Raw genomic sequence first — 21,744 nt, forward strand, 5'->3', positions numbered from 1 at the left:
TGAACGATTCGAAAAGAGATATCGATTTATCGGCAAAAATGATACTTCCTTTTCTTTATTACTAAATCAACTCCACTCAGCCCTATGATCACGAATAAACTTCATATCTTTCTCATAATGCTCTAGATGTCCTTCATCAATCATTCTTTGGAAATTCAAGTCGCCTTCTTGCGCTTTTCGTTTCATATATGTACATAACCCTTCTAATCGAAGTAACACCATTCCTAAGTAATCTTCATCCATATTTTTATCATAGGACTGAACGAACAAATTCATTCTCTCTTTAATACGATCTGCATGTTGCGATGAGTCATAATGAACGGCTTCACCGGATTCTGTATAATACACTCTACTTAAAGGCACACAAGTATAGAGTGTATAAGCTATATCCCATAGTCTTGGACCAGGAGCAGCAACATCGAAATCAATAATCCCTACTGGCTTCTCATTATTAAAAATAATGTTATATATGGCAAAATCATTGTGACATAAAACCTCAATGTTATTTGGCGTGTGATCCATCGGTTTCCAATCATCTAATAACGGAAAATCACTTACAGCATCATGGTAAAGGCGGAGCATCTTTGCGATTTCTTTTAATACATCATTAGATCGCATATATTCTTTTAAAGGATAATTGCCAGCTTCTCCTTCAATAAAGGATAAAATCTCTCTATCTTTTTCATCTACACCTAAAAACTTTGGAGCATAATGAAATCCTTTGTTTTCTAAATGTTGCAATAGCTTATGAATCTTTTCACCGCCCGGCTTTAACTCTCGCCGAACAGTATTTTCAGAACGATATACGTTTGAGACGTTTCCCCCTGTTAGCCTTTCTTCTTTAGCGTAGTTTGACATGTGAAAATTCCCCCTGTGATTAAAAAATCCAATTCCAAATAGTAAATAGACCAACAATGGCAGAAAAGAGAAGGCAAGCAAGGAATGCTAGACAGCCAAAAGGAACTAGCTTATCTTGCCATGTTTCTTTATACTCATAAATTAACTCCTCTGCTACTTTCTTCTGCACTGAAGATAAAGGTTGATCTTTATACAAACCTTTTATATGGTTAGAATCGCCTTTAAACTTTAAAGCACGTGCAATATGATGAGGATTATTTCCCATTGATTTTTCAAATAATAAACATGATTCATGCATAATGTCTGTTTTATGTTTCTCTAGATACCAGTAACGTCCAGCCATTTCTGGATATTGTAATGTATAATAAATATCTCCGAGTTGTTTTCGAAGATGTAATTCATTTGGGTATGTAAAGATGAGGCCATGCAATCTATCTCTTGCTTTTCCAAGATTATTATTTTCAATATCCTCTTCGATTCTTTTTAATGTTTTTCTAGGAATTTTGTTGTTCATAAATTCCTCCTTATTTGGAATAGAGATAATTATATTTTATAAGAAATACTAAAAATTAGAAATTCCATTTTAGAAAAAGATTGTACATTTTATTTTAATGTGCTATGATGATGTCAGTTGAATAGTTAAATTAAGCAATCCATATGTTATCAAGTGCTGAAAACGAACGAGAAAAAGTATGTGAGAACTAGTTTATGTTTCGTATTTGATAATGTGTGGATTCTTTTTTTAGACAGGAAGACTAAAAAAATTAAATTTGTATTTTCTTAGGAGGAAATAATCATGGCAGTAACAGGACAAGTAAAATGGTTTAACAACGAAAAAGGCTTCGGTTTCATCGAAGTTCCAGGCGAAAACGACGTATTCGTACACTTCTCTGCAATCGAAACTGAAGGTTTCAAATCTCTAGAAGAAGGCCAAAAAGTTAGCTTCGAAATCGAAGAAGGTAACCGTGGACCTCAAGCTAAAAACGTAATCAAACTATAATTTTATAGTTGATGATGGAAAAAAGGATGGCTTATGCCATCCTTTTTTTGTTGTGGGGAAAGTTTTTTCAGAGCCTGTTTTTATATCTAAATCTCTTTTTCTATGTTACAACGGGTGAAAAATTATCTGGAATGCGTATTAGTTTCTGTAGAAGAATTAGTTCAGCAAGAGCATTTACTGCGTATGATAGTAAATAACTATAAATTTGTATTCTTCATCGAAATAAGGGGTTCTTTTCCAGGTAGACCTTGAGTAACATCTTTTTTGTTAGCATTGTTGTTGGAATTTTGTACGTTTTGAGATGATGTTTCTAACAGTTGTTCTTGTTCCTTACTAGGGGTATTCAGAGCATCTGAGGGGATGCTATTAACCTGCTGGCTTAATAGGTTTTCTTTATCCATAGTATACAGCTCCTTTTTGGAATTCGATAAAAAGCAATGTAATTATAAAATGACCACTTATATATATTGTGTTTTTGAATGAAATTATATACAAAACTTATATTATAAAGTTAACTAATTAACGAATTATTAGTGATGGATAAAGGTGTACAAATTTGAAGTTATTAATAAAAATTAAAAGCGAGTAACAAGTACAAATACTTTTTCTCATGTTTTAGATAAGGATCATATTACAAATCAAAAAAGATGTAGAGAACCTTGGAAGAAAATATAGTTTTTTTAGAGTGAAGAAGAATAAATAAAATGATACTACAAATGTAAAAAGGCATTCCATAAAGGAAGGCCTTTTATTGTTCTTGCCCTGATTTTTTCTTCTCACGTTTTTTACATTCTGGACATTTTGATTTACGAAACGGTTTAGCAAAGAATAGCAGAATGAAAAATAAACCGAATATAATGCTAGCTGAGTTTTTCACGATAATGACGCTGCTATTTTTCATTTGAATCGATGGTTGGATTTCTTTTTCTTCCATAGTGGCCCTCCATATATTGGATTTATATTTTAATTATAGCAAAGTTAGTTGTTGTAATGATGTGAAATGAGGAAGTGATTTCAAATATTTATAGTAGTATAAATGTTTTTTGTGTACATTATTATCTTTTTATTATTATATAGTTAATTTTAAATTTAAAGAATGGTTGATAAATAATAAATCTATGTAAAATAGTGGAATATGCAATCCGTTTTCTTTTCATAGGTGCTAAAATTATATATGCAGCTGCTAATATAAATGGAAAAAAGGAGATAATAGAGCATGGAAAGTAAAGTGGAACGCTATGTCGAAAATTATGTTGTAACGAAAAATACGATGGCCTTACTTCCTGTTATTCTAAGTGAAAAGAAAATTGTTACTCGAGTCGTTGAAATGAATGATTCTTTTTTCGTATTTCAAAAACCTCTAGATATTATAGAAAGAAGTTGCCGCAAGCATGGCTCGAGTTTCTTAGGCAGAAAAGAAGGAACGAAAGAGTTAACTCATATTACACATAAAGCACCAATTGCGATTAGTCCTACAGATCAACTTTATTTTTTTCCTACCTATTCTTACTCTAGAAAAGAGTGCGCTTGGTTGTCTCATTTTTATATTGAAAGTAATAAAGAATTAAAAGATGGAAATCTTATTATTAGATTTATAAATGGCTTTGCTGTGAAATTAGAAATATCAAAAACTAGTTTTGAAAATCAACAAAATCGTACAGCGAAATTACGTACTGAATATGAAGATCGTAGGAAAAAACAAGGGAGCCCTTGTTTTAAAGAGATTGATAAAAAAGAGGAATCAACATTAAGACCCGCTTATGAGAAGGTGTATGTTGTTAGAGAAGATGAAGTGTAATATAGAAAAAGCTGCCTCTAGAATGTTGCTTTAAGCGACATTCTAGGACAGCTTTTTTGCTATTTAAATATTAATAAGTTTCTTCCTTACGGGCAGCATCCATCATAATGAAGATAGCTGATAAAATATGCAAAATCATTCCTACAAACGGAATCCATGCAAGGCAAGAAGTTACAATTCCTAGCACATTACCGTTAGCACTCATATTAGCTTTTTTAGCCAATACTAAAGTAACGATATGTAATACTAGCATGAAAAGAAGTGGTAACCAAAGTAAAGAAACAACAATAGTTCCTCCGAGTACAGGTATTCCCAGTAAAGCCTCTAAGGCACCAGTAACCCATTTTAATAATTTTACTGTGTCTTTCAAAGTATTTCCTCCTAAAAACATAAAATAAATATATTGCGATATTAAGTATAGCAGATTTATGATGTTATTTTAATAAAAAATGTAAAAAATACTATTTTTTTATAGTTAAATAAATTATTTGCAATATACTATTTTTGAAGGGATATAAGAATATTGTTGGATAGGGTGTTATTAATATGTAATATCTTGTCAAATATTGATAGATTATCATAGCTAAATAATGAAGGAATTCTTATGAAAGATATGGAAACTTTAATAAATACATCTCCATATGTCGTATCTACCATTTCCTCTTTCATATAAGCGATGATACAGTAGGGATAGTATTTAGAGTAAAGGGGTAAAGTGTAGAATGGATTTTCAGACAATCAAAGAGTATTTTTCACCAGAAAATATGGATCATATTGTTGAGAGTTATAAAGCGTTCGGACCACTTCTTGGTATTGGTTTACCGATGATAGAGGCGTTGATTCCAGCATTACCGCTTATTGTATTTGTACTGGCGAATGCTGTTGCATTTGGCTTTTGGCTCGGTTTTCTTTATTCATGGATTGGATCAGTAATGGGTGCATTACTTGTCTTTTTCATCATCCGCCATTTTGGCCGCAGCCGTTTCTTTTCGTTTGTAAATAAGCATGAGAGAGTACGAAAAGCAATGGGGTGGATTGAAAGGAAAGGATTCGCACCGATTTTTGTTATATTTTGTTTTCCGTTTACACCGTCAGCGCTCATAAATGTTGTCGCTGGTTTATCCCGAATTAGTGTAAAACAGTTTGGACTAGCGTTAGCATTCGGAAAACTTGTGATGATTTTTATTTTAACGTATATCGGTCATGATTTAATGTCATTTATTCATAATCCGGTGAAATCAGTCATTGTAGCGATTGGTATTTTTATTTTATGGTATGTCGGTAAGAAAATTGAAGTAAAATTAGAACTACATTAAGAAGAGTCTTCTTTGTAAAGGAAAGCTTCAGTATTAAAGGATAAGGGGAGAAGCAGATGAAGAAAACTTTGAAAAAAGAAGGCATAGAGTGGATACGAACAATTTTAATTGGTGTATTATTAGCTGTATTTTTTCGAACGTTTTTCTTTTCAACGTATGTTGTAGAGGGGAAGTCAATGATGCCGACATTGCAAGATGGCAATATGCTCGTTGTAAATAAGGTGAGTTATCAAGTTGGGGACTTGAACAGATTTGATGTTGTGGTGTTTCATGCGAATAAAAAAGAGGACTATGTAAAGCGAATTATCGGTTTACCTGGAGATCATATTGAATATAAGCATGATAAGTTATATATAAATGGACAATTTATTGATGAGCCGTATTTAGAGAAGTATAAGAAAGAAATAAATGGAAGGCAACTAACAGGCGACTTTACATTAGAAGAGTTAACGAAAGAAAAACTGGTGCCACCCGGGTTTATTTTTGTAGTAGGTGATAACCGGCTTGGGAGCTGGGATAGTAGACACTTTGGCTTTGTAAAAGCTGATACAGTCGTCGGCAAAGTTGATTTGCGATATTGGCCAATTCAAGAGGTGCAAACGAATTTTTCAAAAGGTTGATATAATGAAGTAGAAGTATAGAAAAGACAAACAACTCAGTTTGTCTTTTTTCGTGTACTATAATACAATTATAGTAGCAAACTAACGTTCGTTATGTAAGTGAAAGGTGGGGTTACATGTCACTTCGATTTGTGATTGGTAGAGCGGGAAGTGGAAAAAGTACACTTTGTTTACGTGAAGTGCAAGAAGAGTTAAAACAGCGCCCGAGAGGGAAAACAATATTATATCTTGTGCCAGAACAGATGACATTCCAGACGCAGCAGGCGTTAATTGGAAGTGAGGATGTAAGAGGTTCTATTCGGGCACAAGTTTTTAGTTTTTCACGATTAGCGTGGAAGGTGCTGCAAGAAGTTGGCGGAGCGAGTCGTCTTCATATTGATGAAGCTGGTGTACATATGTTACTCCGTAAAATTGTAGAGTCTCGTAAAGATGGATTATCGGTGTTCCAAAAAGCAGCGGAGCAAAATGGTTTCTTTGAACATCTTGGCAGTATGATCGCGGAGTTTAAACGTTACAATGTAACGCCATCTAACGTATATGAAATGTGGCAACAATTAGATGCGCATAGTAGCAGTGCCGAACAAAAGTTACTAGCGAATAAAGTGTATGATTTACAGTTACTATACGATGATTTTGAACGTGCTTTAATTGGAAAATACTTAGATTCAGAAGACTACCTGCAATTGCTAGTGGAAAAGCTTCCGCAATCTGAATATGTAAATGGTGCGGAAATTTATATAGATGGATTTCATTCATTCTCCCCGCAAGAGTTAGAGATTGTAAGACAGCTTATGATTTGCGGAGCGAAAGTTACGATCACGTTAACGATAGATGAAAAAACGTTAGCGCAACCAGTAAATGAACTCGATTTATTTTATGAAACGACGTTAACGTATGAAAAAATAAAACAAGTAGCGCGTGAAGAGAAAATAGAAATTGAAAAAACAATTCCACTTATGGAACAGCCGCGTTTTCATTCTCCAGCATTAGCGCATTTAGAAGCTCATTATGAAGCGCGTCCGAATGAAAAATTTAACGGTGAAGCGAGTGTAACGATTAGTACAGCTGCGAATTTACGAGCGGAGGTAGAAGGTGTTGCTCGTGAAATTCGTAAACTTGTTGCGGATGAAAAATATCGTTACCGAGATATTGCAGTGCTTCTTCGTAATGGGGAAAGTTATTACGATGTGATGCGAACGTTATTTACAGATTACAATATCCCGCACTTCATCGATGAAAAGCGCCCGATGTCACACCACCCATTGGTAGAATGTATTCGTTCTGCACTCGAGATTATTAGTGGGAATTGGCGTTATGATGCGGTGTTCCGTTGCGTGAAAACAGAGCTTTTATATCCATTAGACGTAAGAAAAGAAGCGATGCGTGAAGAAATGGATGAATTTGAAAATTACTGTTTAGCGTACGGTGTACAAGGAAAGAGATGGACTGCTGAAGATCCATGGATGTATCGCCGTTATCGTTCTCTTGATGATACGAACGGGATGATTACAGACAGTGAACGTGAAATGGAAGAGAAAATAAATAGGCTACGTGACGTTGTAAGAACACCTGTTATTCGCATGCAAAAAAGGTTAAAGCGTGCAGGAACAGTTATGCAAATGTGTGAAGCAGTTTACTTGTTTTTAGAAGAACTGGATGTTCCGAAGAAACTAGAAGAATTACGTATACGTGCAGAAGAAAGTGGAGATTTCTTATTTGCGACAGATCATGAACAAGTATGGGAAGAAGTAATGAGCCTTCTTGATACATTTGTAGAGATGCTTGGGGCAGAGAAAATGTCTCTTTCTATGTTTACTGACGTTATGTCGACAGGTCTTGAGGCACTTCAATTTGCTAACATTCCGCCTTCATTAGACCAAGTGTTAATTGCTAATATTGATCACTCCAGATTATCTGATGTGAGAGCAACGTTTATTATAGGTGTAAATGAGGGGGTCATTCCAGCAGCACCTATGGATGAAGGTATGCTTTCTGATGAGGAAAGAGAAGTTCTTGGTGCGGCAGGGATTGAATTAGCGCCAACGACGAGACAAACTTTGTTAGAAGAACAGTTCGTTATGTATCAAATGGTAACGAGAGCATCTGAGAAGTTATACATTTCATGCCCGCTTGCAGATGAAGAAGGGAAGACGTTACTTGCGTCTAGCTTTATTAAGAAAATAAAAAGAATGTTCCCTAATGTGAAAGATTCATTTATTACGAATGACGTAAATGATTTATCACGTTCAGAACAAATTTCATATGTAGCAACGCCAGAAGTAACGTTATCTTACGTTATGCAGCAACTACAAACGTGGAAGCGATACGGATTTGAAGGGAATTTAGACTTTTGGTGGGACGTATATAATTTCTACGTAACTTCAGATGAATGGAAACAAAAAAGTAGCCGCGTCTTATCAAGTTTATTCTACCGAAATCGTGCGAAGAAACTAAGTACAGCAGTAAGTAGAGATTTATACGGAGATATAATTAAAGGAAGCGTCTCTCGTATGGAACTATTTAATCGTTGTGCATACGCTCATTTTGCGCAGCACGGTTTATCGCTTAGAGAGCGTGATATTTTCAAGCTTGATGCGCCAGACATCGGCGAATTATTCCATGCGGCATTAAAGAAAATTGCGGACAAGTTATTGCGTGAAAACCGCACTTGGGCGGATTTATCCATAAAAGAGTGTGAGCATCTTTCTGTTTTAGTAATAGAAGAAATTGCGCCGTTATTACAACGACAAATTTTATTAAGTTCAAACCGTCATTTCTATTTAAAACAAAAACTACAACAAATCATTTTCCGTACGTCAATCATTCTTCGTGAACATGCGAAGTCAAGCGGATTCGTACCAGTTGATTTAGAGGTGCCGTTCGGTATGGGAGGTACAGGGTCACTTCCGCCGATGGAATTCTCATTACCAAATGGTGTAAAGATGGAAGTAGTCGGCCGTATTGACCGTGTTGATAAGGCAGAAGATGAAAACGGGACGTTCTTACGTATTATTGATTATAAATCAAGTTCAAAAGCGTTAGATTTAACGGAAGTGTATTACGGATTAGCACTTCAAATGTTAACGTATTTAGATGTTGTTACTTCGAATGCACAGACGTGGATGAAAAAAGGCCACGCAGCATCACCAGCTGGTGTATTGTATTTCCATATTCATAACCCAATCGTTGAGATGAAAGGTGACGCATCTGAAGCTGAAATTGAAAAAGAAATTTTAAAGAAATTTAAAATGAAAGGACTCGTATTAGGAGATGCTGACGTTGTTCGTTTAATGGATAACAAACTTTCAACAGGAAGCTCAGATATTATTTCTGCTGGCCTGAAAAAAGACGGTAGCTTTAGTGCGCGTTCAAGTATTGCAAGTGAGCAAGAGTTTAACGTACTGCAAAAATATGTACACCATACGTTTGAAAATATCGGAAAAGATATTACAGAAGGTGTTATCGATATTGCTCCTTATAAAATGGGAAATAAAGCAGCATGTACGTTCTGTAACTTCAAATCTGTTTGTCAATTTGATGAGTCACTTGAAGATAATCAGTTCCGATCGTTAAAAGATATGAAAGATAGCGAAGCGATGGATAAAATAAGAGAGGAGGTTGGCGGAGAATGATAGAAAATTGGCCTAAAAAACCAGAAGGTAGTCAATGGACAGATGACCAGTGGAAAGCTGTTGTAGCGAACGGACGTGATATTTTAGTTGCGGCTGCAGCTGGGTCAGGTAAAACAGCAGTATTAGTTGAACGTATTATCAAGAAGATTATTAATGAAGAAAATCCAGTCGATGTCGACCGCCTGCTCGTTGTAACCTTTACGAATGCAGCAGCACAAGAGATGAAAAACCGAATCGGAGAAGCGTTAGAAAAGGTATTAATTGATGAACCAGGCTCTCAACACGTAAGAAAGCAGCTGAGCCTATTAAATAAAGCTTCCATTTCAACAATTCATTCATTTTGTTTACAAGTCATTAGAGGATATTACTACATGCTTGATGTTGATCCTCGTTTCCGTATTGCGAATCAAACAGAAAATGAATTGTTAAAAGAAGAAGTGCTAGATGACATATTAGAAGAAGAGTATGGCATCGAAGATAATACGATATTCTTTGAACTCGTTGATCGTTATACGAGTGACCGTAGTGATGATGACTTACAACGTATGATTTTAGCGCTTCATACAGAATCAAGAGCGCATCCAAATCCGGAAAAATGGCTTGATAAATTAGTAGAAGCATATGACGTAGAAGGAAAGACAATTGAGGATTTAGTATATGCTTCTTATTTATTAGAAGATGTGAAATTCCAGCTTGAAACAGCGGAACAGCATATTCGTAAGGCAACTGAACTCGCAATGCTTCCTGAAGGTCCAGCGCCTCGCATTGAAACCCTGCAAGCAGATGTAGCTTTACTTGGAACGCTATCATCAGCTGCTCGTGAGTCGTGGACAAGTTTGTATGAAGCGATGCAAAACGTATCGTGGCAAACGTTAAAGCGTATTAAGAAAAGTGATTACAATGAAGATGTTGTAAAACAAGTAGACTCTCTTCGTAATAAAGCGAAAGATGAAGTGAAGAAATTACAGGAAGAGTTATTTAGCCGCAAACCTGAAAGTTTCTTACGAGATTTTCAAGATATGCACCCAGTATTAGAAAAGCTTGTTCAACTTGTAAAAGTATTTACAGAGCGTTTCCAAGCGATGAAGCGAGACAAAGGAATGGTCGATTTCACAGATTTAGAGCATTTCTGTTTACAAATTTTAAGTGAACAAAGTGAAAATGGTGAAATGAATCCTTCAGCAGTAGCGCTTCAATATCGTAATAAATTTGCTGAAGTGTTAGTCGATGAATATCAAGATACGAACTTTGTACAGGAATCCATTATTAAATTCGTAACGAAAGATTCTGAGAGTGAAGGAAACTTGTTCATGGTTGGCGACGTAAAGCAGTCAATTTATCGTTTCCGACTAGCCGAACCAGGCTTATTCCTAGGAAAGTATAAACGCTTTACGCAAGAAGGATCGGGCGGCGGAATGAAGATTGACTTAGCGAAAAATTTTCGTAGTCGTCATGAAGTGCTAGCAGGAACGAACTTCATCTTCAAACAAATTATGGGCGAAGAAGTTGGGGAAATCGATTACGATGCTGACGCTGAATTAAAGCTAGGTGCTAGCTATCCAGAAGGTGAAGATGTAGCGGCAGAGCTATTATGTATTCAGCAAACGGAAGAAGAAGTAATGGATGGAGAAGAAGGTGCAGAAGTCGAAAAAGCACAGCTAGAAGCTCGTCTTATGGCGCAGCGTATTAAAGCGATGGTTGATTCAGGTTATGAAGTGTATGATCGTAAAACGGATAGTATGCGCCCTGTACAATACCGTGATTTCGTTATTTTACTCCGCTCGATGCCGTGGGCGCCGCAAATTATGGAAGAGTTAAAATTGCAAGGAATTCCAGTATATGCTGACCTTGCGACTGGTTATTTTGAAGCGACAGAAGTAAATATTATGATGAACGTATTCCGCGTTATTGATAATCCGATGCAAGATATTCCGCTTGCAGCTGTACTTCGTTCACCGATTGTGGGACTAAATGATGAAGACCTTGCGACGCTTCGTGCTCATGGGAAGAAAGGGTCATTTTATGAAGTAATGAGCTCGTTCTTAAAAGGAGCACCGCTTGAAGAAGAGCAAGAACTTCATGATAAATTAGAGTGGTTTTATAATTTACTGCAAGGATGGCGTGAATTTGCCCGTCAACAATCCCTTTCTGATTTAATTTGGAAAGTGTACGGTGAGACAGGTTATTACGACTTCGTTGGCGGTTTACCAGCAGGAAAGCAAAGACAAGCAAACTTACGCGTACTATATGACCGCGCAAGACAATATGAAGCAACATCATTTAGAGGATTATTCCGCTTCTTGCGTTTTATTGAACGTATTTTAGAACGCGGTGATGATATGGGTACGGCAAGAGCTCTCGGTGAACAAGAAGACGTCGTTCGAATTATGACGATTCATAAAAGTAAAGGGCTAGAGTTCCCGGTCGTATTTGTAGCTGGACTCGGTCGTCGTTTTAATACCCAAGACTTAATGAAGCGTTTCTTACTGCATAAAGATTTCGGTTTCGGTTCACAATTTATCGATCCGCGTAAACGAATTAAATATACGACATTATCGCAACTTGCAATTAAACGCAAAATGAAAATGGAATTAATCGCGGAAGAAATGCGTGTATTATATGTAGCGTTAACGCGTGCGAAAGAGAAGTTAATTTTAATCGGAACAGTTAAGGATGCAAATAAGGAAATGGAAAAATGGCTTGATGCGAGGGAACATAATGAATGGTTATTACCAGATCACATACGTGCCGGAGCGTCTTGTTATTTAGACTGGATTGCACCTTCATTATATAGACATCGTGATAGTGAAATGCTTCTTGAATTAGGACAAGGAAGCATTCCGGATGAAATTTACGGGTATGACACTAGCTGGAAAGTAGAAGTTGTGGACGGTAACACGCTACTTGCACCAGAGCCAGTTCAAGAAGAGAAACAAGAATTGTTAGAAGCGCTTCGTGAGAAAAAGGCTGTTCCCCTGCAAAGTGAACGGAAAGAAGAAGTGTACGACAGATTAATGTGGAAGTACGGATATGAGGATGCGACATCTCATCGTGCGAAGCAATCTGTTACAGAAATAAAGAGAAATTATCAATCTGAAGAAGGTAGCGATAACGCCTTTATTAAAAAACTACGTGCACCAATTAAAACACGTCCGCGCTTTATGGAGAAAAAAGGGTTAACGTACGCAGAGCGTGGAACAGCAGTCCATGCCGTTATGCAGCATGTAGATTTGAAGAAACCGATTACGGCCGAAACGCTACAAGAACAAATCGCAGGAATGGTAAATAAGGAATTATTAACATTCGAGCAGGCGGAAGAAATAGCAATTGAAAAAGTAATTTCATTCTTTGACAGTGACTTAGGTAAAAGGGTATTAGCGGCGAAAAGTGTTGAGCGTGAAGTACCATTTACGATGATGCTTGCAGCAGAAGAAGCATATCAAGATTGGCAAGGGAAGAGTGAAGAAACGATTCTTGTCCAAGGGGTTATCGACTGCATGATTGAAGAGGAAGATGGCATTACGTTAATCGACTTCAAAACAGATACGATTGAAGGGAAATTCCCAGGCGGATTCGAACAAGCAAAACCAATTTTAGAAGATCGATATAAAGTGCAACTTTCGTTATATGCAAAAGCACTCGAGAAAAGCTTACAACATCCTGTCAAAGAGAAATGTTTATACTTCTTTGATGGGAATCACGTTGTAAATATTGAAGGATAGACAACAGAAAGGGGCTATAAAAAATGACAACGTTAAGAACTTGTGAACAGGGACACGAGTATTATAAAAGTAGCGATTGTACAACTTGCCCAACCTGTGAGAAAGAGAGAAAACCAAAAGAAGGTTTTCTCTCTCTTCTTTCAGCGCCAGCAAGAAGGGCATTAGAGCACCACGGAATTCAAACTGTAGAAGAACTCTCAAAATATAGTGAAAAAGAAATATTAAAACTGCATGGTATGGGACCTGCGTCTTTGCCGAAGCTTAGGAGGGCTTTGGAGGAGAGTGGGTTATCATTTAAATAAAATGAAATAGTGCCTCTTCACTACTTACTTGTTTATACTACTATTTGTGAACAGTAAAGCTCTTGCTGATTAAAATTTCATTCTAATAATTTGAATTAGATAAAAGAAAAAAGTAGGAGAATATCTCCTACTTTTTTTACGCTGTTCCAATCTGATCTTGATCCGCCACATCAGAATCAAATGTATTTGTTGCACTAACACCGCTAAAAGTATTCACAACAAACCCAACATTGGAAGCTCCAGATCCGTTATAGGCTTTCGTGTTTTCTTTCGGAGACACGTTATAAAAATCTCCTAAGTTGAAAGAGCCGTTACTGTTTTGAACGACGAGATTTCCTACAACCGAAGGCATACCATCCACCTACTTTACTAAGCTTTTTAATTACTATATGAATTATTGTGCGGAAGGTTCATCTGTAATATATTGGCGGATTTGCATAATACGAGAGTTATTAAAAACATAATCAACATTTCCAATTTGAAAGCAACCAGAATTTAAAAGTGTCCGTAATTCAACGTTATTAACTTCAATAAAAGGGCATTCATTTACAATATTTAATTTTACATCTGTCGTTCGTTTTGGAATTGTAATGTGTTCATCTGTAAAGATTTCAAAAGCATCAAAACGACCTTCTCCCCTTATATAACAAGGAATTTCACGGTGGACGGCAAGAGCTCTACTTTTTAATTCCATTTGGTTCGCATCTCCAACTTGCAATACGGCAGTAATCCCTAAAGAAATAATAGAAACATTTTGGACAATGGACACATGATGCAACATAATTTCTCAGTCTCCTTAACCTGGAGTAGGAGGGACATCTGTTACTAATGGTACAAATGGACCCTCTGTAACTGTTTCAAATGGTGTATCGAGAATAGAAGATAGAATGAGGAGATTTGCATCTCCAATTAAAAAGAGTGCGGACGATGATACACCGTTCATTTTAATCTGTCCGACTTTTAACTCACGGTTTACAACGTTAAGGTTCATACATACTTACTCCTTTCGGAAATTTCCCGGTATGTGCTGAATAAAGGAGAGAAAGGCTTTGTCAATATCTTGTTTCATTGCCTGAATAATGATATCTCGTAAATAATCTGGATCTGTTGAAATACCTTCATATGATTGAACTTGTGATAAATAATAAGGGAGTCGATGCTCCATCTGTTTTTTTATGTCATCCACCATCATTTGTCGATACATTTCATCAAGCGGTGTTCTCTCTTCTTGTTCAAAATGTAGAATACGATTATATGCTTCTTCATCTAAGTATCGATGCATTTCTTGAAGGATACCTTGATAAAAGTCTGGGTTTGTTTCGGTTTCAGGATTTACCTTCAATGTTTCTGTATCCACTTGAAAATCTTCAATTTGTTGTCCTTTTGCTGAAAATGGATTTAAACCAATATTTAAAGTACCATTTAAGTTTTCGACTTTTAATTGATCGAATTTGTATTCCACTTTTCCTACAGAAGAGGAGGGGCGATTTTTTAATTCGTTAAGCTCTTCTTGGAGTTGTCGCACTTGATTTTCTAAATTCAGGATGGCTGCTTGTTGTGTTTGAAGAGCTTGTTGAAGTTGGTGTAAGTAAGTATATATATCTTGATTCATTTGTGAAACCTCCTTTTCAATAGGGAGGGTAAAAATATTCCTGCTATATATTTATGACAAGGATGTCTTAAGAAGAACTAGTTGATGGTTTGATAGAAATAATTTGTCCTTTTGCCTGTAATGGGCGAAGTGGCTCCGTAAATCCGCCTGTATTTGAAAATTTAGATAGGGCTTTAATACTTCCGGCAGTACCAATTTGGAATACAGAAGAGGTTGTGATGCTATCAATTTTAATACTGTTGATGATGATACTTTGGTTTACATAAAAATTCAATTCAATTGCCTCCTTTAAGTTGAGCCAATTATCGCTTGATCGATTACATCTGAATCGTTGACAGTCGTTGCACTTTGATAATTGTAGACAGAAACATTATCTCCAACGTTGAAAGAACCGGCCCCGGCGAAAGCACGTGAGTAACTAATAGGCCTAATCGCAAATACATCTCCAATATGAAAAATACCACTTGATCCAATATTGACGATACGAATATGTCCGACCATAGCTGGCATACAAAACACCCTTCGTTTTTAAAATTTTCTTTTCTACTATTGTATGGGCGTTTCCAATAAAATGTGTGTTTTTTTGAAATAAAAGAAACACACGCGTTATTGCGTGTGTGTGTTGAACGTTTGAGTAGGGTGTAAATCCGTATGTACATGACAAATTACATTTAAGAGCCTGTCCAGTTCTTGGCTACAATCCACTGTTCTTTGAGAAGTCATTCCATAGCGTTCAGCAAAATAGATCATTTTTTCACGTTTTTTTTCAATAGCTTGCTCAAACATTGAAATCGGCTCCATCTCTAAATGAAATTTTTAGTATATATGTAGTACATATTATACAAAAAATTCATAAAAAAGAAATGCCTTCGCTAAAAAAAGTAAAATTTCTACATTTTATGCTAAATAATGAATAAGTAACGAATAAGATGCGAGAAGAATATTGTAAAAATTAGCGTGCATGAGAAGGTTTTTTTTCTTGCGGATGCGAATACAATTAAAGGGCATGAGTTTTAGGATGGAGAGTGGAAATATTGCGTTTTGTAACGGCGAAGAAAGAAGAAAAGGTATTTGTAGGTATTGTGGATGAAGAAGAAGAAAAGGTATTACACTTAAGAGAAGCGCAAAGACAAAAAGGGGAAAAGGTTACAATCCCTATTACAATGTTAGAGTGTATTGAAAGAGGGACTGAATGCTTTGAGAAAGTATGTGAAATTGTAAATTGGGCAAAAGAGAACGGGGAAGCGGCTTATTATCCGTTAACAGAGGTGAAAATATTAGCGCCGATTCCAAGGCCAAGAAAGAATATTTTGTGCGTTGGAAAAAACTATCGTGAGCATGCGGTAGAAATGGGCGGAGTAGAGTCTCTTCCAGAAAATATAATGATCTTTACGAAAGCACCAACAACAGTTATTGGCATAAATGAGCAAATTAATGGTCACCCTCATGCAACGGACGAACTAGATTACGAAGGAGAACTAGCTATCATTATTGGTAAGCGAGGGAAGCAAATTAAAAAAGAAAAAGCGCTTGAGCATGTTTTTGGTTATACGATTATAAATGATGTAACAGCTCGAGACATTCAAAGAAAACATAAACAGTTTTTCCTTGGGAAAAGCTTCGATACATTTTGTCCGATGGGACCTTATTTAATTCATAAATCGGTGGTTGAAACGCCGAATGCATTACACATTGAAACGGTAGTAAATGGAGAAGTAAGGCAAACTTCCAACACAAATAAAATGATTTTTTCAATAGAAGAAATTATTTCAACGATAAGCAAAGGAATGACTTTAGAACCAGGCGATATTATCGCAACAGGAACGCCGGCTGGTGTCGGAAAAGGTTTTACACCACCGAGGTTTTTACATGCTGGTGATGAAGTGGTCATTACAGTGGAAAGAATTGGTACTTTGCGAAATGTAGTGAAATGAGAAAAGAGCTATCTTGTATAAAGATAGCTCTTTTCTATGGTCTCGGATTATAGAGATAATCTATAACGGCAAAAGTGTAAAGACCAATTAATGCAAGTGTACAAATGCCAAATAATATAACCGCAAGTGCGCTTTTTTCTCGTCCAAATCCAATAATAGTAAGAATAACAGCAGTCCAAAATGATGCTTTCAGTAGTGTGAGTGTAGTAGGAGTTGAGTAATGAAGCCATGTTGTGGAAAGTAGGAAACTAAAGAATGTAACTAAAATAAAAGCTGTAGCTAAATAGTTAATATGTTTACCATATCTTAGTAGCATATCGCAGCTCCTTTATGAATTTAAAATACAGAAAATTACAATTTCATCTTAATATAATTGAATATAAAAAGAAAGAGGTTGTCCCAACATGTTGGACAACCTCTCTATTATTACGATAATACAGCTTTAATTTTTTGGAATGCCCACTCTAAATCTTCTTCAGAGATTACTAGAGGTGGTGCGATACGAATTACGTTTTCGTGTGTTTCTTTACATAGTAGACCAGCTGCTTTTAGTTGTTCACAGTAAGGACGAGCTGGCTCGTTTAATTCGATACCGATGAATAAACCTTTACCGCGAACTTCAGTGATCATTGGGTTATCAATTTCTTTTAATTGCCCAACTAATTTTTCTCCTAATTGAAGAGAACGCTCTGTTAATTTTTCTTCTTCTAAAACTTCAAGAGCTGCGATAGAAACAGCACATGCAAGTGGGTTACCGCCGAATGTAGAACCATGAGAACCTGGCTCAAATACACCTAAAATGTCGCGGTTTGCTGCAACACAAGAGATCGGGAACACACCGCCACCAAGGGCTTTACCAAGTATGTACATGTCAGGAGTTACATCGTCCCAGTCACAAGCGAATACTTTACCAGTACGGCCTAAGCCTGTTTGGATTTCATCTGCTACGAATAAAACGTTTTCTTTTTTACATACTTCAAGAGCTTCTTTTAAGTAACCAGCTGGTGGGATGTTAATTCCTGCTTCACCTTGAATTGGCTCTAAAATGAATGCTGCTGTGTTTGGTGTAATTGCGGCTTTTAATGCTTCTAAATCACCGTAAGGAATTACAACGATGCCAGGAAGCATTGGACCGAATCCACGCTTGTACTCTTCATTTGAAGACATAGAAACAGAACCCATTGTACGTCCGTGGAAGTTATCTTCACAAACGATGATTTCAGCACGGTTTGCTTCTACTTTCTTCACATCATAAGCCCAGCGACGAACTGTTTTAATTGCAGTTTCAACAGCTTCAGCACCTGTATTCATTGGAAGTACCATTTCTTTATTAGTTAGTTTCGCAACTTTTTCGTACCAAGGACCTAATTGATCGCTATGGAAAGCACGAGAAGTTAACGTAACACGATTAGCTTGGTCAATTAAAGCGTTAATAATTTTCGGGTGACGATGACCTTGGTTTACTGCAGAATATGCACTTAATAAGTCCATATAGCGGTTTCCTTCAGGATCTTCTACCCAAACACCTTCTGCTTTAGAAATAACGATTGGAAGTGGGTGATAGTTATTTGCTCCGTATGTGTCTGTAAGTTCGATAATATCCTTAGTTTGAATCATGATTGTTCCCCCTTTTGTTATTACAAGAAGTTTGTAAATACTCTAAATATTATAGCATTTAAATGTAAAAAAGCGAAACATTTCCTGAAAATAAATGAACATGTTATCATATAGAGTGAAAAAGTGTGAAAAGAGGAGGTAAGGGATACGATGGTACATATGCATATTACAGCATGGGCGTTAGGTTTAATTTTATTCTTCGTTGCGTATTCACTTTATTCAGCAGGGAGAAAAGGTAAAGGTGTACATATGGGGCTTCGCCTAGTGTATATCTTCATTATTGTGACAGGCTTCATGTTGTACATGAGTATTGTGAAGACAGCAACAGGTAGCATGCACATGTGGTACGGCTTAAAAATGTTAGCTGGTATTTTAGTTATCGGTGGAATGGAAATGGTTCTTGTGAAAATGAGCAAAAACAAACCAACAGGGGCGGTTTGGGGCTTATTTATTGTTGCGCTAGTAGCAGTATTTTACCTTGGGCTGAAATTACCGATTGGCTGGAAAGTATTCTAATAAAAAATAAAACCACCTTATAATCTCAAAGACTTGGGAGATAAGGTGGTTTTTATTTTTTATGTCGCATCGATATGCAATTCTTCCCCATTTACTTTCGTAAAACGGAACATATTTTTATTGGATGTAGTGTGACGGACGAAATGGTGCTGCAGTGTACAGATCATCTCTTCGTTATCAAACAAAAGAATATTTACTCCTTCACGTGACTCCTCTTTCGGTAAGAAAGATAAATAATTATGACAATACATGCAATCATATAAAGAGTAGTGAAGTGATTGCAATGATTCGGTTAATAATGTGAACACAGAGTCAGGTAATTCCTCGAGCCATTCATTATAGCTAAGAAGCAATTTTTTTCGAATACGTATCATTTCCCCGTTTTGCAGGTGGTGCTGTTCGTTGGCGATTTGTAATATATCTTGTTCATAGAAACGAGCTGGTAGCCAGTTGTTGTTATATAAAATCTCAAAACCATCTTCGGCAATATCTTCTAATAAAAATGCTTCATCATTTTCATCATCAAAGAATACCCATTCATTGTTTATATATTCTACATTACCGACTGTATGAGCGCGGGGCTGGTTATATAAAATATGGTTACGTTGTATCATACATGATTTCTCCTTTATGAAAAGTAGTTATTCCTGTTATAGACAGTTCGTGCATTCTTTATAACTAGACACATCTAGACATAGGTGGGCATACAATAAAACACGTTTTACTGAGTGAGAATGCTATTCCATATGTGGATAGTAGGTTATTGTCAAGTTTTCCATTTTTTGATCCGCACTCTTAGGGTGGGGATTACTGCACGTTCAAGAAAAGAAATAAGATGGAAGGATGATTTATATGTGCGGGATTACAGGGTGGGTGGATTATAAACGCTCATTAGAAGGAGAAAGAGATGTCGTTACGAAGATGGCTGAGACGTTAGCGAAACGTGGTCCGGATGATAATAAAGTTTGGATTAAAGGCAATGTCGCATTTGGGCATAAACGATTAATCGTTGTTGACCCTGAGGGCGGGAAACAACCGATGACTTGTTTAAAAGATGAAACGAATTACGCCATTTGCTATAACGGTGAACTTTATAACACAGAAGACATTCGAAAGGAATTATTAAGAAGAGGATATACGTTCAAAGGTCATTCTGATACAGAAGTATTATTAGCTTCTTATATTGAATGGAAAGAAGAATGTGTCGATCATTTAAACGGTATATATGCGTTTGCTGTATGGGATGAACAGAAAGAACAAGTATTTATTGCGCGAGATCGACTAGGTGTAAAACCGCTATTTTATAAATATGATAGTGGGCGATTACTATTTGGTTCAGAGTTAAAAGCGATACTGGCTCATCCAGATGTGAAGGAGGAAGTAACGTTAGAAGGGTTATCCGAAATATTCGGCCTCGGACCGTCAAGAACGCCTGGCCATGGTATTTATGCTGGTATAAAAGAATTACGTCCAGGTCATGCGATGACATTTTCAAAGAACGGTTTATGTATATGGAGATATTGGAATGTAGAAAGTAAAAAACATGAAGACTCTTTTGAAGAAACAGTAGAGAAAACGCGCTTTTTATTACAAGATGCCATTACAAGACAGCTTGTTTCTGATGTGCCACTATGTACTTTTTTATCAGGTGGTGTAGATTCGAGCGCTATTACAGCTATCGCAGCGAAAGAATACGAGAGATCAGGAAAAGGGCAATTACACACGTATTCTATTGATTACGAAGATAATGACAAATACTTTAAAGCGAATGCGTTCCAGCCAAATTCAGATGCTCCGTTTATTAATTTAATGACTGAGACATTTCAAACAACCCATCATCGCTGCGTCATTTCGAATGAAAAATTAGCAGAGTATTTAACTGAAGCAGTACTCGTTCGTGATTTGCCTGGTATGGCAGATATCGATTCGTCATTATTATGGTTTTGCCGCGAAATTAAACAAGATTTTGTCGTCGGTTTATCTGGGGAATGTGCAGATGAAATATTTGGTGGATATCCGTGGTTTTATAGAGAAGATGATTTACAATCGAGTGCCTTTCCGTGGATGCGCTCTACAGAAGCACGTGAACAACTGCTAAAGAAAGAATGGAGAAATAAATTAAATTTACAACAATATGTACAAAGGCGCTATGAAGAGTCGATTCAAGAAGTTCCTATTTTAGAGGGAGAAAGTCCGCTAGAAGCAAAAAGACGCCAATTATTTTATTTAAATATGGTATGGTTTATGACAACTTTATTAGACAGAAAAGACCGCATGAGTATGGGGGCAAGTTTAGAAGTACGTGTTCCATTTGCAGATCATCGCCTTGTCGAATATGCGTGGAATATTCCTTGGGAAATGAAAATGTATAAAAACCGCGAAAAAGGTCTATTACGTAAAGCGTTAGAAGATGTACTTCCACATGACATCTTATATAGAAAGAAGAGCCCTTATCCGAAAACACACAATCCACACTATACAAAAGCAGTAACAGTATGGCTTCAAAATCTATTAACGGATAAAGGTTCAATTTTACACGAATTGTTTGATAAAGAGCAGTTGAACGGATTAATTCAGTCTGGTGGCAGTGCATTTCAAACACCATGGTTTGGTCAATTGATGACTGGGCCACAGCTTTTAGCTCATTTAGCACAAATTCACGTTTGGTTTAAAGAATATGGGGTAAATATTAAGGAATAAGGGAAAAGCGGCTTACACTTATGTAAGTCGCTTTTTATTAAATAAATTGTCATATAAAATTAAAAATCACCTTATAAATAATACTTAATTAGAATTATTATTTTGACGTACTTATTA

General features: G+C 36.4%; 25 protein-coding genes. 10 read left to right on the top strand and 15 right to left on the bottom strand.

Features of this window, described 5'->3' with window-relative positions; all coding sequences use genetic code 11:
• Window positions 1-66: 66 nt before the first annotated feature.
• On the bottom strand, window positions 67-858 hold the full coding sequence (locus tag ACW0JX_RS05830) for a phosphotransferase (protein WP_459245491.1): 792 nt from the start codon (window positions 856-858) through the stop codon (window positions 67-69).
• Window positions 859-877: 19 nt separating this feature from the next.
• Window positions 878-1,372 carry a DUF6584 family protein gene (locus ACW0JX_RS05835; protein WP_459245492.1) on the bottom strand — a complete coding sequence of 165 codons (495 nt, stop codon included), beginning with the start codon at window positions 1,370-1,372 and terminating at the stop codon, window positions 878-880.
• A gap of 282 nt (window positions 1,373-1,654) precedes the next feature.
• Between ACW0JX_RS05835 and cspA the strand changes: the two genes are divergently transcribed.
• A complete protein-coding gene (gene cspA, locus ACW0JX_RS05840) occupies window positions 1,655-1,858 on the top strand; it encodes an RNA chaperone/antiterminator CspA (protein ID WP_000301522.1) in 204 nt (67 codons plus the stop codon).
• Window positions 1,859-2,055: 197 nt separating this feature from the next.
• On the opposite strand, the gene ACW0JX_RS05845 is transcribed toward cspA, so the two are convergent.
• Together ACW0JX_RS05845 and ACW0JX_RS05850 are read right to left on the bottom strand one after the other, a co-directional pair.
• The gene (locus ACW0JX_RS05845) at window positions 2,056-2,259 is read right to left on the bottom strand and encodes a hypothetical protein (protein ID WP_459245493.1); all 204 of its coding nucleotides are present in this window, start codon (window positions 2,257-2,259) and stop codon (window positions 2,056-2,058) included.
• A gap of 347 nt (window positions 2,260-2,606) precedes the next feature.
• A complete protein-coding gene (locus ACW0JX_RS05850) occupies window positions 2,607-2,792 on the bottom strand; it encodes a hypothetical protein (RefSeq protein WP_000391373.1) in 186 nt (61 codons plus the stop codon).
• Between the two features lie 282 nt (window positions 2,793-3,074).
• Here ACW0JX_RS05850 and ACW0JX_RS05855 point away from each other — a divergent pair, with 282 nt between their 5' ends.
• Window positions 3,075-3,656 (top strand): competence protein ComK, encoded by a 582-nt coding sequence (locus ACW0JX_RS05855; protein ID WP_075720553.1) that lies wholly within the window; start codon window positions 3,075-3,077, stop codon window positions 3,654-3,656.
• A 70-nt stretch (window positions 3,657-3,726) separates the two neighbouring features.
• On the opposite strand, the gene ACW0JX_RS05860 is transcribed toward ACW0JX_RS05855, so the two are convergent.
• On the bottom strand, window positions 3,727-4,026 hold the full coding sequence (locus ACW0JX_RS05860) for a hypothetical protein (RefSeq protein ID WP_000655757.1): 300 nt from the start codon (window positions 4,024-4,026) through the stop codon (window positions 3,727-3,729).
• Window positions 4,027-4,378: 352 nt separating this feature from the next.
• Between ACW0JX_RS05860 and ACW0JX_RS05865 the strand changes: the two genes are divergently transcribed.
• The 5 genes from ACW0JX_RS05865 (at window position 4,379) to ACW0JX_RS05885 (ending at window position 13,248) form a co-directional block, all read left to right on the top strand.
• The gene (locus ACW0JX_RS05865) at window positions 4,379-4,972 is read left to right on the top strand and encodes a TVP38/TMEM64 family protein (protein ID WP_071714132.1); all 594 of its coding nucleotides are present in this window, start codon (window positions 4,379-4,381) and stop codon (window positions 4,970-4,972) included.
• Window positions 4,973-5,028: 56 nt separating this feature from the next.
• A complete protein-coding gene (gene lepB / locus ACW0JX_RS05870) occupies window positions 5,029-5,592 on the top strand; it encodes a signal peptidase I (RefSeq protein ID WP_000751897.1) in 564 nt (187 codons plus the stop codon).
• 116 nt (window positions 5,593-5,708) lie between these two features.
• Window positions 5,709-9,224, top strand: a complete 3,516-nt coding sequence (gene addB, locus ACW0JX_RS05875; RefSeq protein ID WP_459245494.1) for a helicase-exonuclease AddAB subunit AddB — start codon at window positions 5,709-5,711, stop codon at window positions 9,222-9,224.
• Window positions 9,221-12,946: a helicase-exonuclease AddAB subunit AddA gene (addA, locus tag ACW0JX_RS05880; RefSeq protein ID WP_089170590.1), complete on the top strand. Its 3,726-nt coding sequence runs from the start codon at window positions 9,221-9,223 to the stop codon at window positions 12,944-12,946. The genes addB and addA overlap by 4 nt, the downstream gene beginning before the upstream one ends.
• 23 nt (window positions 12,947-12,969) lie before the next feature.
• Window positions 12,970-13,248, top strand: coding sequence for an RNA polymerase alpha subunit C-terminal domain-containing protein (locus tag ACW0JX_RS05885; protein ID WP_089170591.1), 279 nt, complete (start codon window positions 12,970-12,972; stop codon window positions 13,246-13,248).
• A 136-nt stretch (window positions 13,249-13,384) separates the two neighbouring features.
• On the opposite strand, the gene gerPF is transcribed toward ACW0JX_RS05885, so the two are convergent.
• From gerPF to ACW0JX_RS05920, 7 genes are all read right to left on the bottom strand, one after another.
• Window positions 13,385-13,600, bottom strand: a complete 216-nt coding sequence (gerPF, locus tag ACW0JX_RS05890) for a spore germination protein GerPF (RefSeq protein WP_001141570.1) — start codon at window positions 13,598-13,600, stop codon at window positions 13,385-13,387.
• A 42-nt stretch (window positions 13,601-13,642) separates the two neighbouring features.
• Entirely contained in the window at window positions 13,643-14,029 is a 387-nt protein-coding gene (locus ACW0JX_RS05895; protein ID WP_000902329.1) for a spore germination protein GerPE, read from the bottom strand.
• Between the two features lie 15 nt (window positions 14,030-14,044).
• On the bottom strand, window positions 14,045-14,239 hold the full coding sequence (gene gerPD / locus ACW0JX_RS05900; protein WP_001052807.1) for a spore germination protein GerPD: 195 nt from the start codon (window positions 14,237-14,239) through the stop codon (window positions 14,045-14,047).
• 6 nt (window positions 14,240-14,245) lie between these two features.
• Window positions 14,246-14,860 carry a spore germination protein GerPC gene (gene gerPC, locus ACW0JX_RS05905; RefSeq protein ID WP_089170592.1) on the bottom strand — a complete coding sequence of 205 codons (615 nt, stop codon included), beginning with the start codon at window positions 14,858-14,860 and terminating at the stop codon, window positions 14,246-14,248.
• Window positions 14,861-14,927: 67 nt separating this feature from the next.
• Complete coding sequence (gerPB, locus tag ACW0JX_RS05910) at window positions 14,928-15,134, bottom strand: spore germination protein GerPB (RefSeq protein WP_001012508.1); 207 nt, start codon at window positions 15,132-15,134, stop codon at window positions 14,928-14,930.
• Between the two features lie 14 nt (window positions 15,135-15,148).
• Window positions 15,149-15,370, bottom strand: coding sequence for a spore germination protein GerPA (gene gerPA / locus ACW0JX_RS05915; RefSeq protein WP_001111187.1), 222 nt, complete (start codon window positions 15,368-15,370; stop codon window positions 15,149-15,151).
• Window positions 15,371-15,466: 96 nt separating this feature from the next.
• On the bottom strand, window positions 15,467-15,646 hold the full coding sequence (locus tag ACW0JX_RS05920) for an aspartyl-phosphate phosphatase Spo0E family protein (protein WP_000462857.1): 180 nt from the start codon (window positions 15,644-15,646) through the stop codon (window positions 15,467-15,469).
• 248 nt (window positions 15,647-15,894) lie between these two features.
• On the opposite strand from ACW0JX_RS05920, the gene ACW0JX_RS05925 reads away from it, so the two are divergent.
• Window positions 15,895-16,794 (top strand): fumarylacetoacetate hydrolase family protein, encoded by a 900-nt coding sequence (locus ACW0JX_RS05925; RefSeq protein WP_459245495.1) that lies wholly within the window; start codon window positions 15,895-15,897, stop codon window positions 16,792-16,794.
• 34 nt (window positions 16,795-16,828) lie between these two features.
• Here ACW0JX_RS05925 and ACW0JX_RS05930 read toward each other — a convergent pair whose 3' ends face one another.
• Together ACW0JX_RS05930 and rocD are read right to left on the bottom strand one after the other, a co-directional pair.
• Complete coding sequence (locus ACW0JX_RS05930; RefSeq protein ID WP_000926859.1) at window positions 16,829-17,110, bottom strand: hypothetical protein; 282 nt, start codon at window positions 17,108-17,110, stop codon at window positions 16,829-16,831.
• Window positions 17,111-17,220: 110 nt separating this feature from the next.
• Window positions 17,221-18,411, bottom strand: a complete 1,191-nt coding sequence (rocD, locus tag ACW0JX_RS05935; protein ID WP_000616660.1) for an ornithine aminotransferase — start codon at window positions 18,409-18,411, stop codon at window positions 17,221-17,223.
• A gap of 150 nt (window positions 18,412-18,561) precedes the next feature.
• Between rocD and ACW0JX_RS05940 the strand changes: the two genes are divergently transcribed.
• The gene (locus ACW0JX_RS05940) at window positions 18,562-18,927 is read left to right on the top strand and encodes a YisL family protein (RefSeq protein ID WP_029442123.1); all 366 of its coding nucleotides are present in this window, start codon (window positions 18,562-18,564) and stop codon (window positions 18,925-18,927) included.
• Window positions 18,928-18,986: 59 nt separating this feature from the next.
• On the opposite strand, the gene ACW0JX_RS05945 is transcribed toward ACW0JX_RS05940, so the two are convergent.
• The gene (locus ACW0JX_RS05945; RefSeq protein WP_000616066.1) at window positions 18,987-19,541 is read right to left on the bottom strand and encodes a DUF2777 domain-containing protein; all 555 of its coding nucleotides are present in this window, start codon (window positions 19,539-19,541) and stop codon (window positions 18,987-18,989) included.
• A 238-nt stretch (window positions 19,542-19,779) separates the two neighbouring features.
• On the opposite strand from ACW0JX_RS05945, the gene asnB reads away from it, so the two are divergent.
• Window positions 19,780-21,627: an asparagine synthase (glutamine-hydrolyzing) gene (gene asnB, locus ACW0JX_RS05950; protein ID WP_459245496.1), complete on the top strand. Its 1,848-nt coding sequence runs from the start codon at window positions 19,780-19,782 to the stop codon at window positions 21,625-21,627.
• Window positions 21,628-21,744: the final 117 nt, after the last annotated feature.

It is taken from the genome of Bacillus sp. C-3-6 (genome assembly GCF_054509685.1).

What these genes read in the sequence shown, in the direction of transcription:
- ACW0JX_RS05830 (WP_459245491.1), bottom strand. Translation starts at nt 858, where the DNA reads ATGTCAAACTACGCTAAAGAAGAAAGGCTAACAGGGGGAAACGTCTCA.
- ACW0JX_RS05835 (WP_459245492.1), bottom strand. Translation starts at nt 1,372, where the DNA reads ATGAACAACAAAATTCCTAGAAAAACATTAAAAAGAATCGAAGAGGAT.
- cspA (WP_000301522.1), top strand. Translation starts at nt 1,655, where the DNA reads ATGGCAGTAACAGGACAAGTAAAATGGTTTAACAACGAAAAAGGCTTC.
- ACW0JX_RS05845 (WP_459245493.1), bottom strand. Translation starts at nt 2,259, where the DNA reads ATGGATAAAGAAAACCTATTAAGCCAGCAGGTTAATAGCATCCCCTCA.
- ACW0JX_RS05850 (WP_000391373.1), bottom strand. Translation starts at nt 2,792, where the DNA reads ATGGAAGAAAAAGAAATCCAACCATCGATTCAAATGAAAAATAGCAGC.
- ACW0JX_RS05855 (WP_075720553.1), top strand. Translation starts at nt 3,075, where the DNA reads ATGGAAAGTAAAGTGGAACGCTATGTCGAAAATTATGTTGTAACGAAA.
- ACW0JX_RS05865 (WP_071714132.1), top strand. Translation starts at nt 4,379, where the DNA reads ATGGATTTTCAGACAATCAAAGAGTATTTTTCACCAGAAAATATGGAT.
- lepB (WP_000751897.1), top strand. Translation starts at nt 5,029, where the DNA reads ATGAAGAAAACTTTGAAAAAAGAAGGCATAGAGTGGATACGAACAATT.
- addB (WP_459245494.1), top strand. Translation starts at nt 5,709, where the DNA reads ATGTCACTTCGATTTGTGATTGGTAGAGCGGGAAGTGGAAAAAGTACA.
- addA (WP_089170590.1), top strand. Translation starts at nt 9,221, where the DNA reads ATGATAGAAAATTGGCCTAAAAAACCAGAAGGTAGTCAATGGACAGAT.
- ACW0JX_RS05885 (WP_089170591.1), top strand. Translation starts at nt 12,970, where the DNA reads ATGACAACGTTAAGAACTTGTGAACAGGGACACGAGTATTATAAAAGT.
- gerPF (WP_001141570.1), bottom strand. Translation starts at nt 13,600, where the DNA reads ATGCCTTCGGTTGTAGGAAATCTCGTCGTTCAAAACAGTAACGGCTCT.
- ACW0JX_RS05895 (WP_000902329.1), bottom strand. Translation starts at nt 14,029, where the DNA reads ATGTTGCATCATGTGTCCATTGTCCAAAATGTTTCTATTATTTCTTTA.
- gerPD (WP_001052807.1), bottom strand. Translation starts at nt 14,239, where the DNA reads ATGAACCTTAACGTTGTAAACCGTGAGTTAAAAGTCGGACAGATTAAA.
- gerPC (WP_089170592.1), bottom strand. Translation starts at nt 14,860, where the DNA reads ATGAATCAAGATATATATACTTACTTACACCAACTTCAACAAGCTCTT.
- gerPA (WP_001111187.1), bottom strand. Translation starts at nt 15,370, where the DNA reads ATGCCAGCTATGGTCGGACATATTCGTATCGTCAATATTGGATCAAGT.
- ACW0JX_RS05920 (WP_000462857.1), bottom strand. Translation starts at nt 15,646, where the DNA reads ATGTTTGAGCAAGCTATTGAAAAAAAACGTGAAAAAATGATCTATTTT.
- ACW0JX_RS05930 (WP_000926859.1), bottom strand. Translation starts at nt 17,110, where the DNA reads ATGCTACTAAGATATGGTAAACATATTAACTATTTAGCTACAGCTTTT.
- rocD (WP_000616660.1), bottom strand. Translation starts at nt 18,411, where the DNA reads ATGATTCAAACTAAGGATATTATCGAACTTACAGACACATACGGAGCA.
- ACW0JX_RS05940 (WP_029442123.1), top strand. Translation starts at nt 18,562, where the DNA reads ATGGTACATATGCATATTACAGCATGGGCGTTAGGTTTAATTTTATTC.
- ACW0JX_RS05945 (WP_000616066.1), bottom strand. Translation starts at nt 19,541, where the DNA reads ATGATACAACGTAACCATATTTTATATAACCAGCCCCGCGCTCATACA.
- asnB (WP_459245496.1), top strand. Translation starts at nt 19,780, where the DNA reads ATGTGCGGGATTACAGGGTGGGTGGATTATAAACGCTCATTAGAAGGA.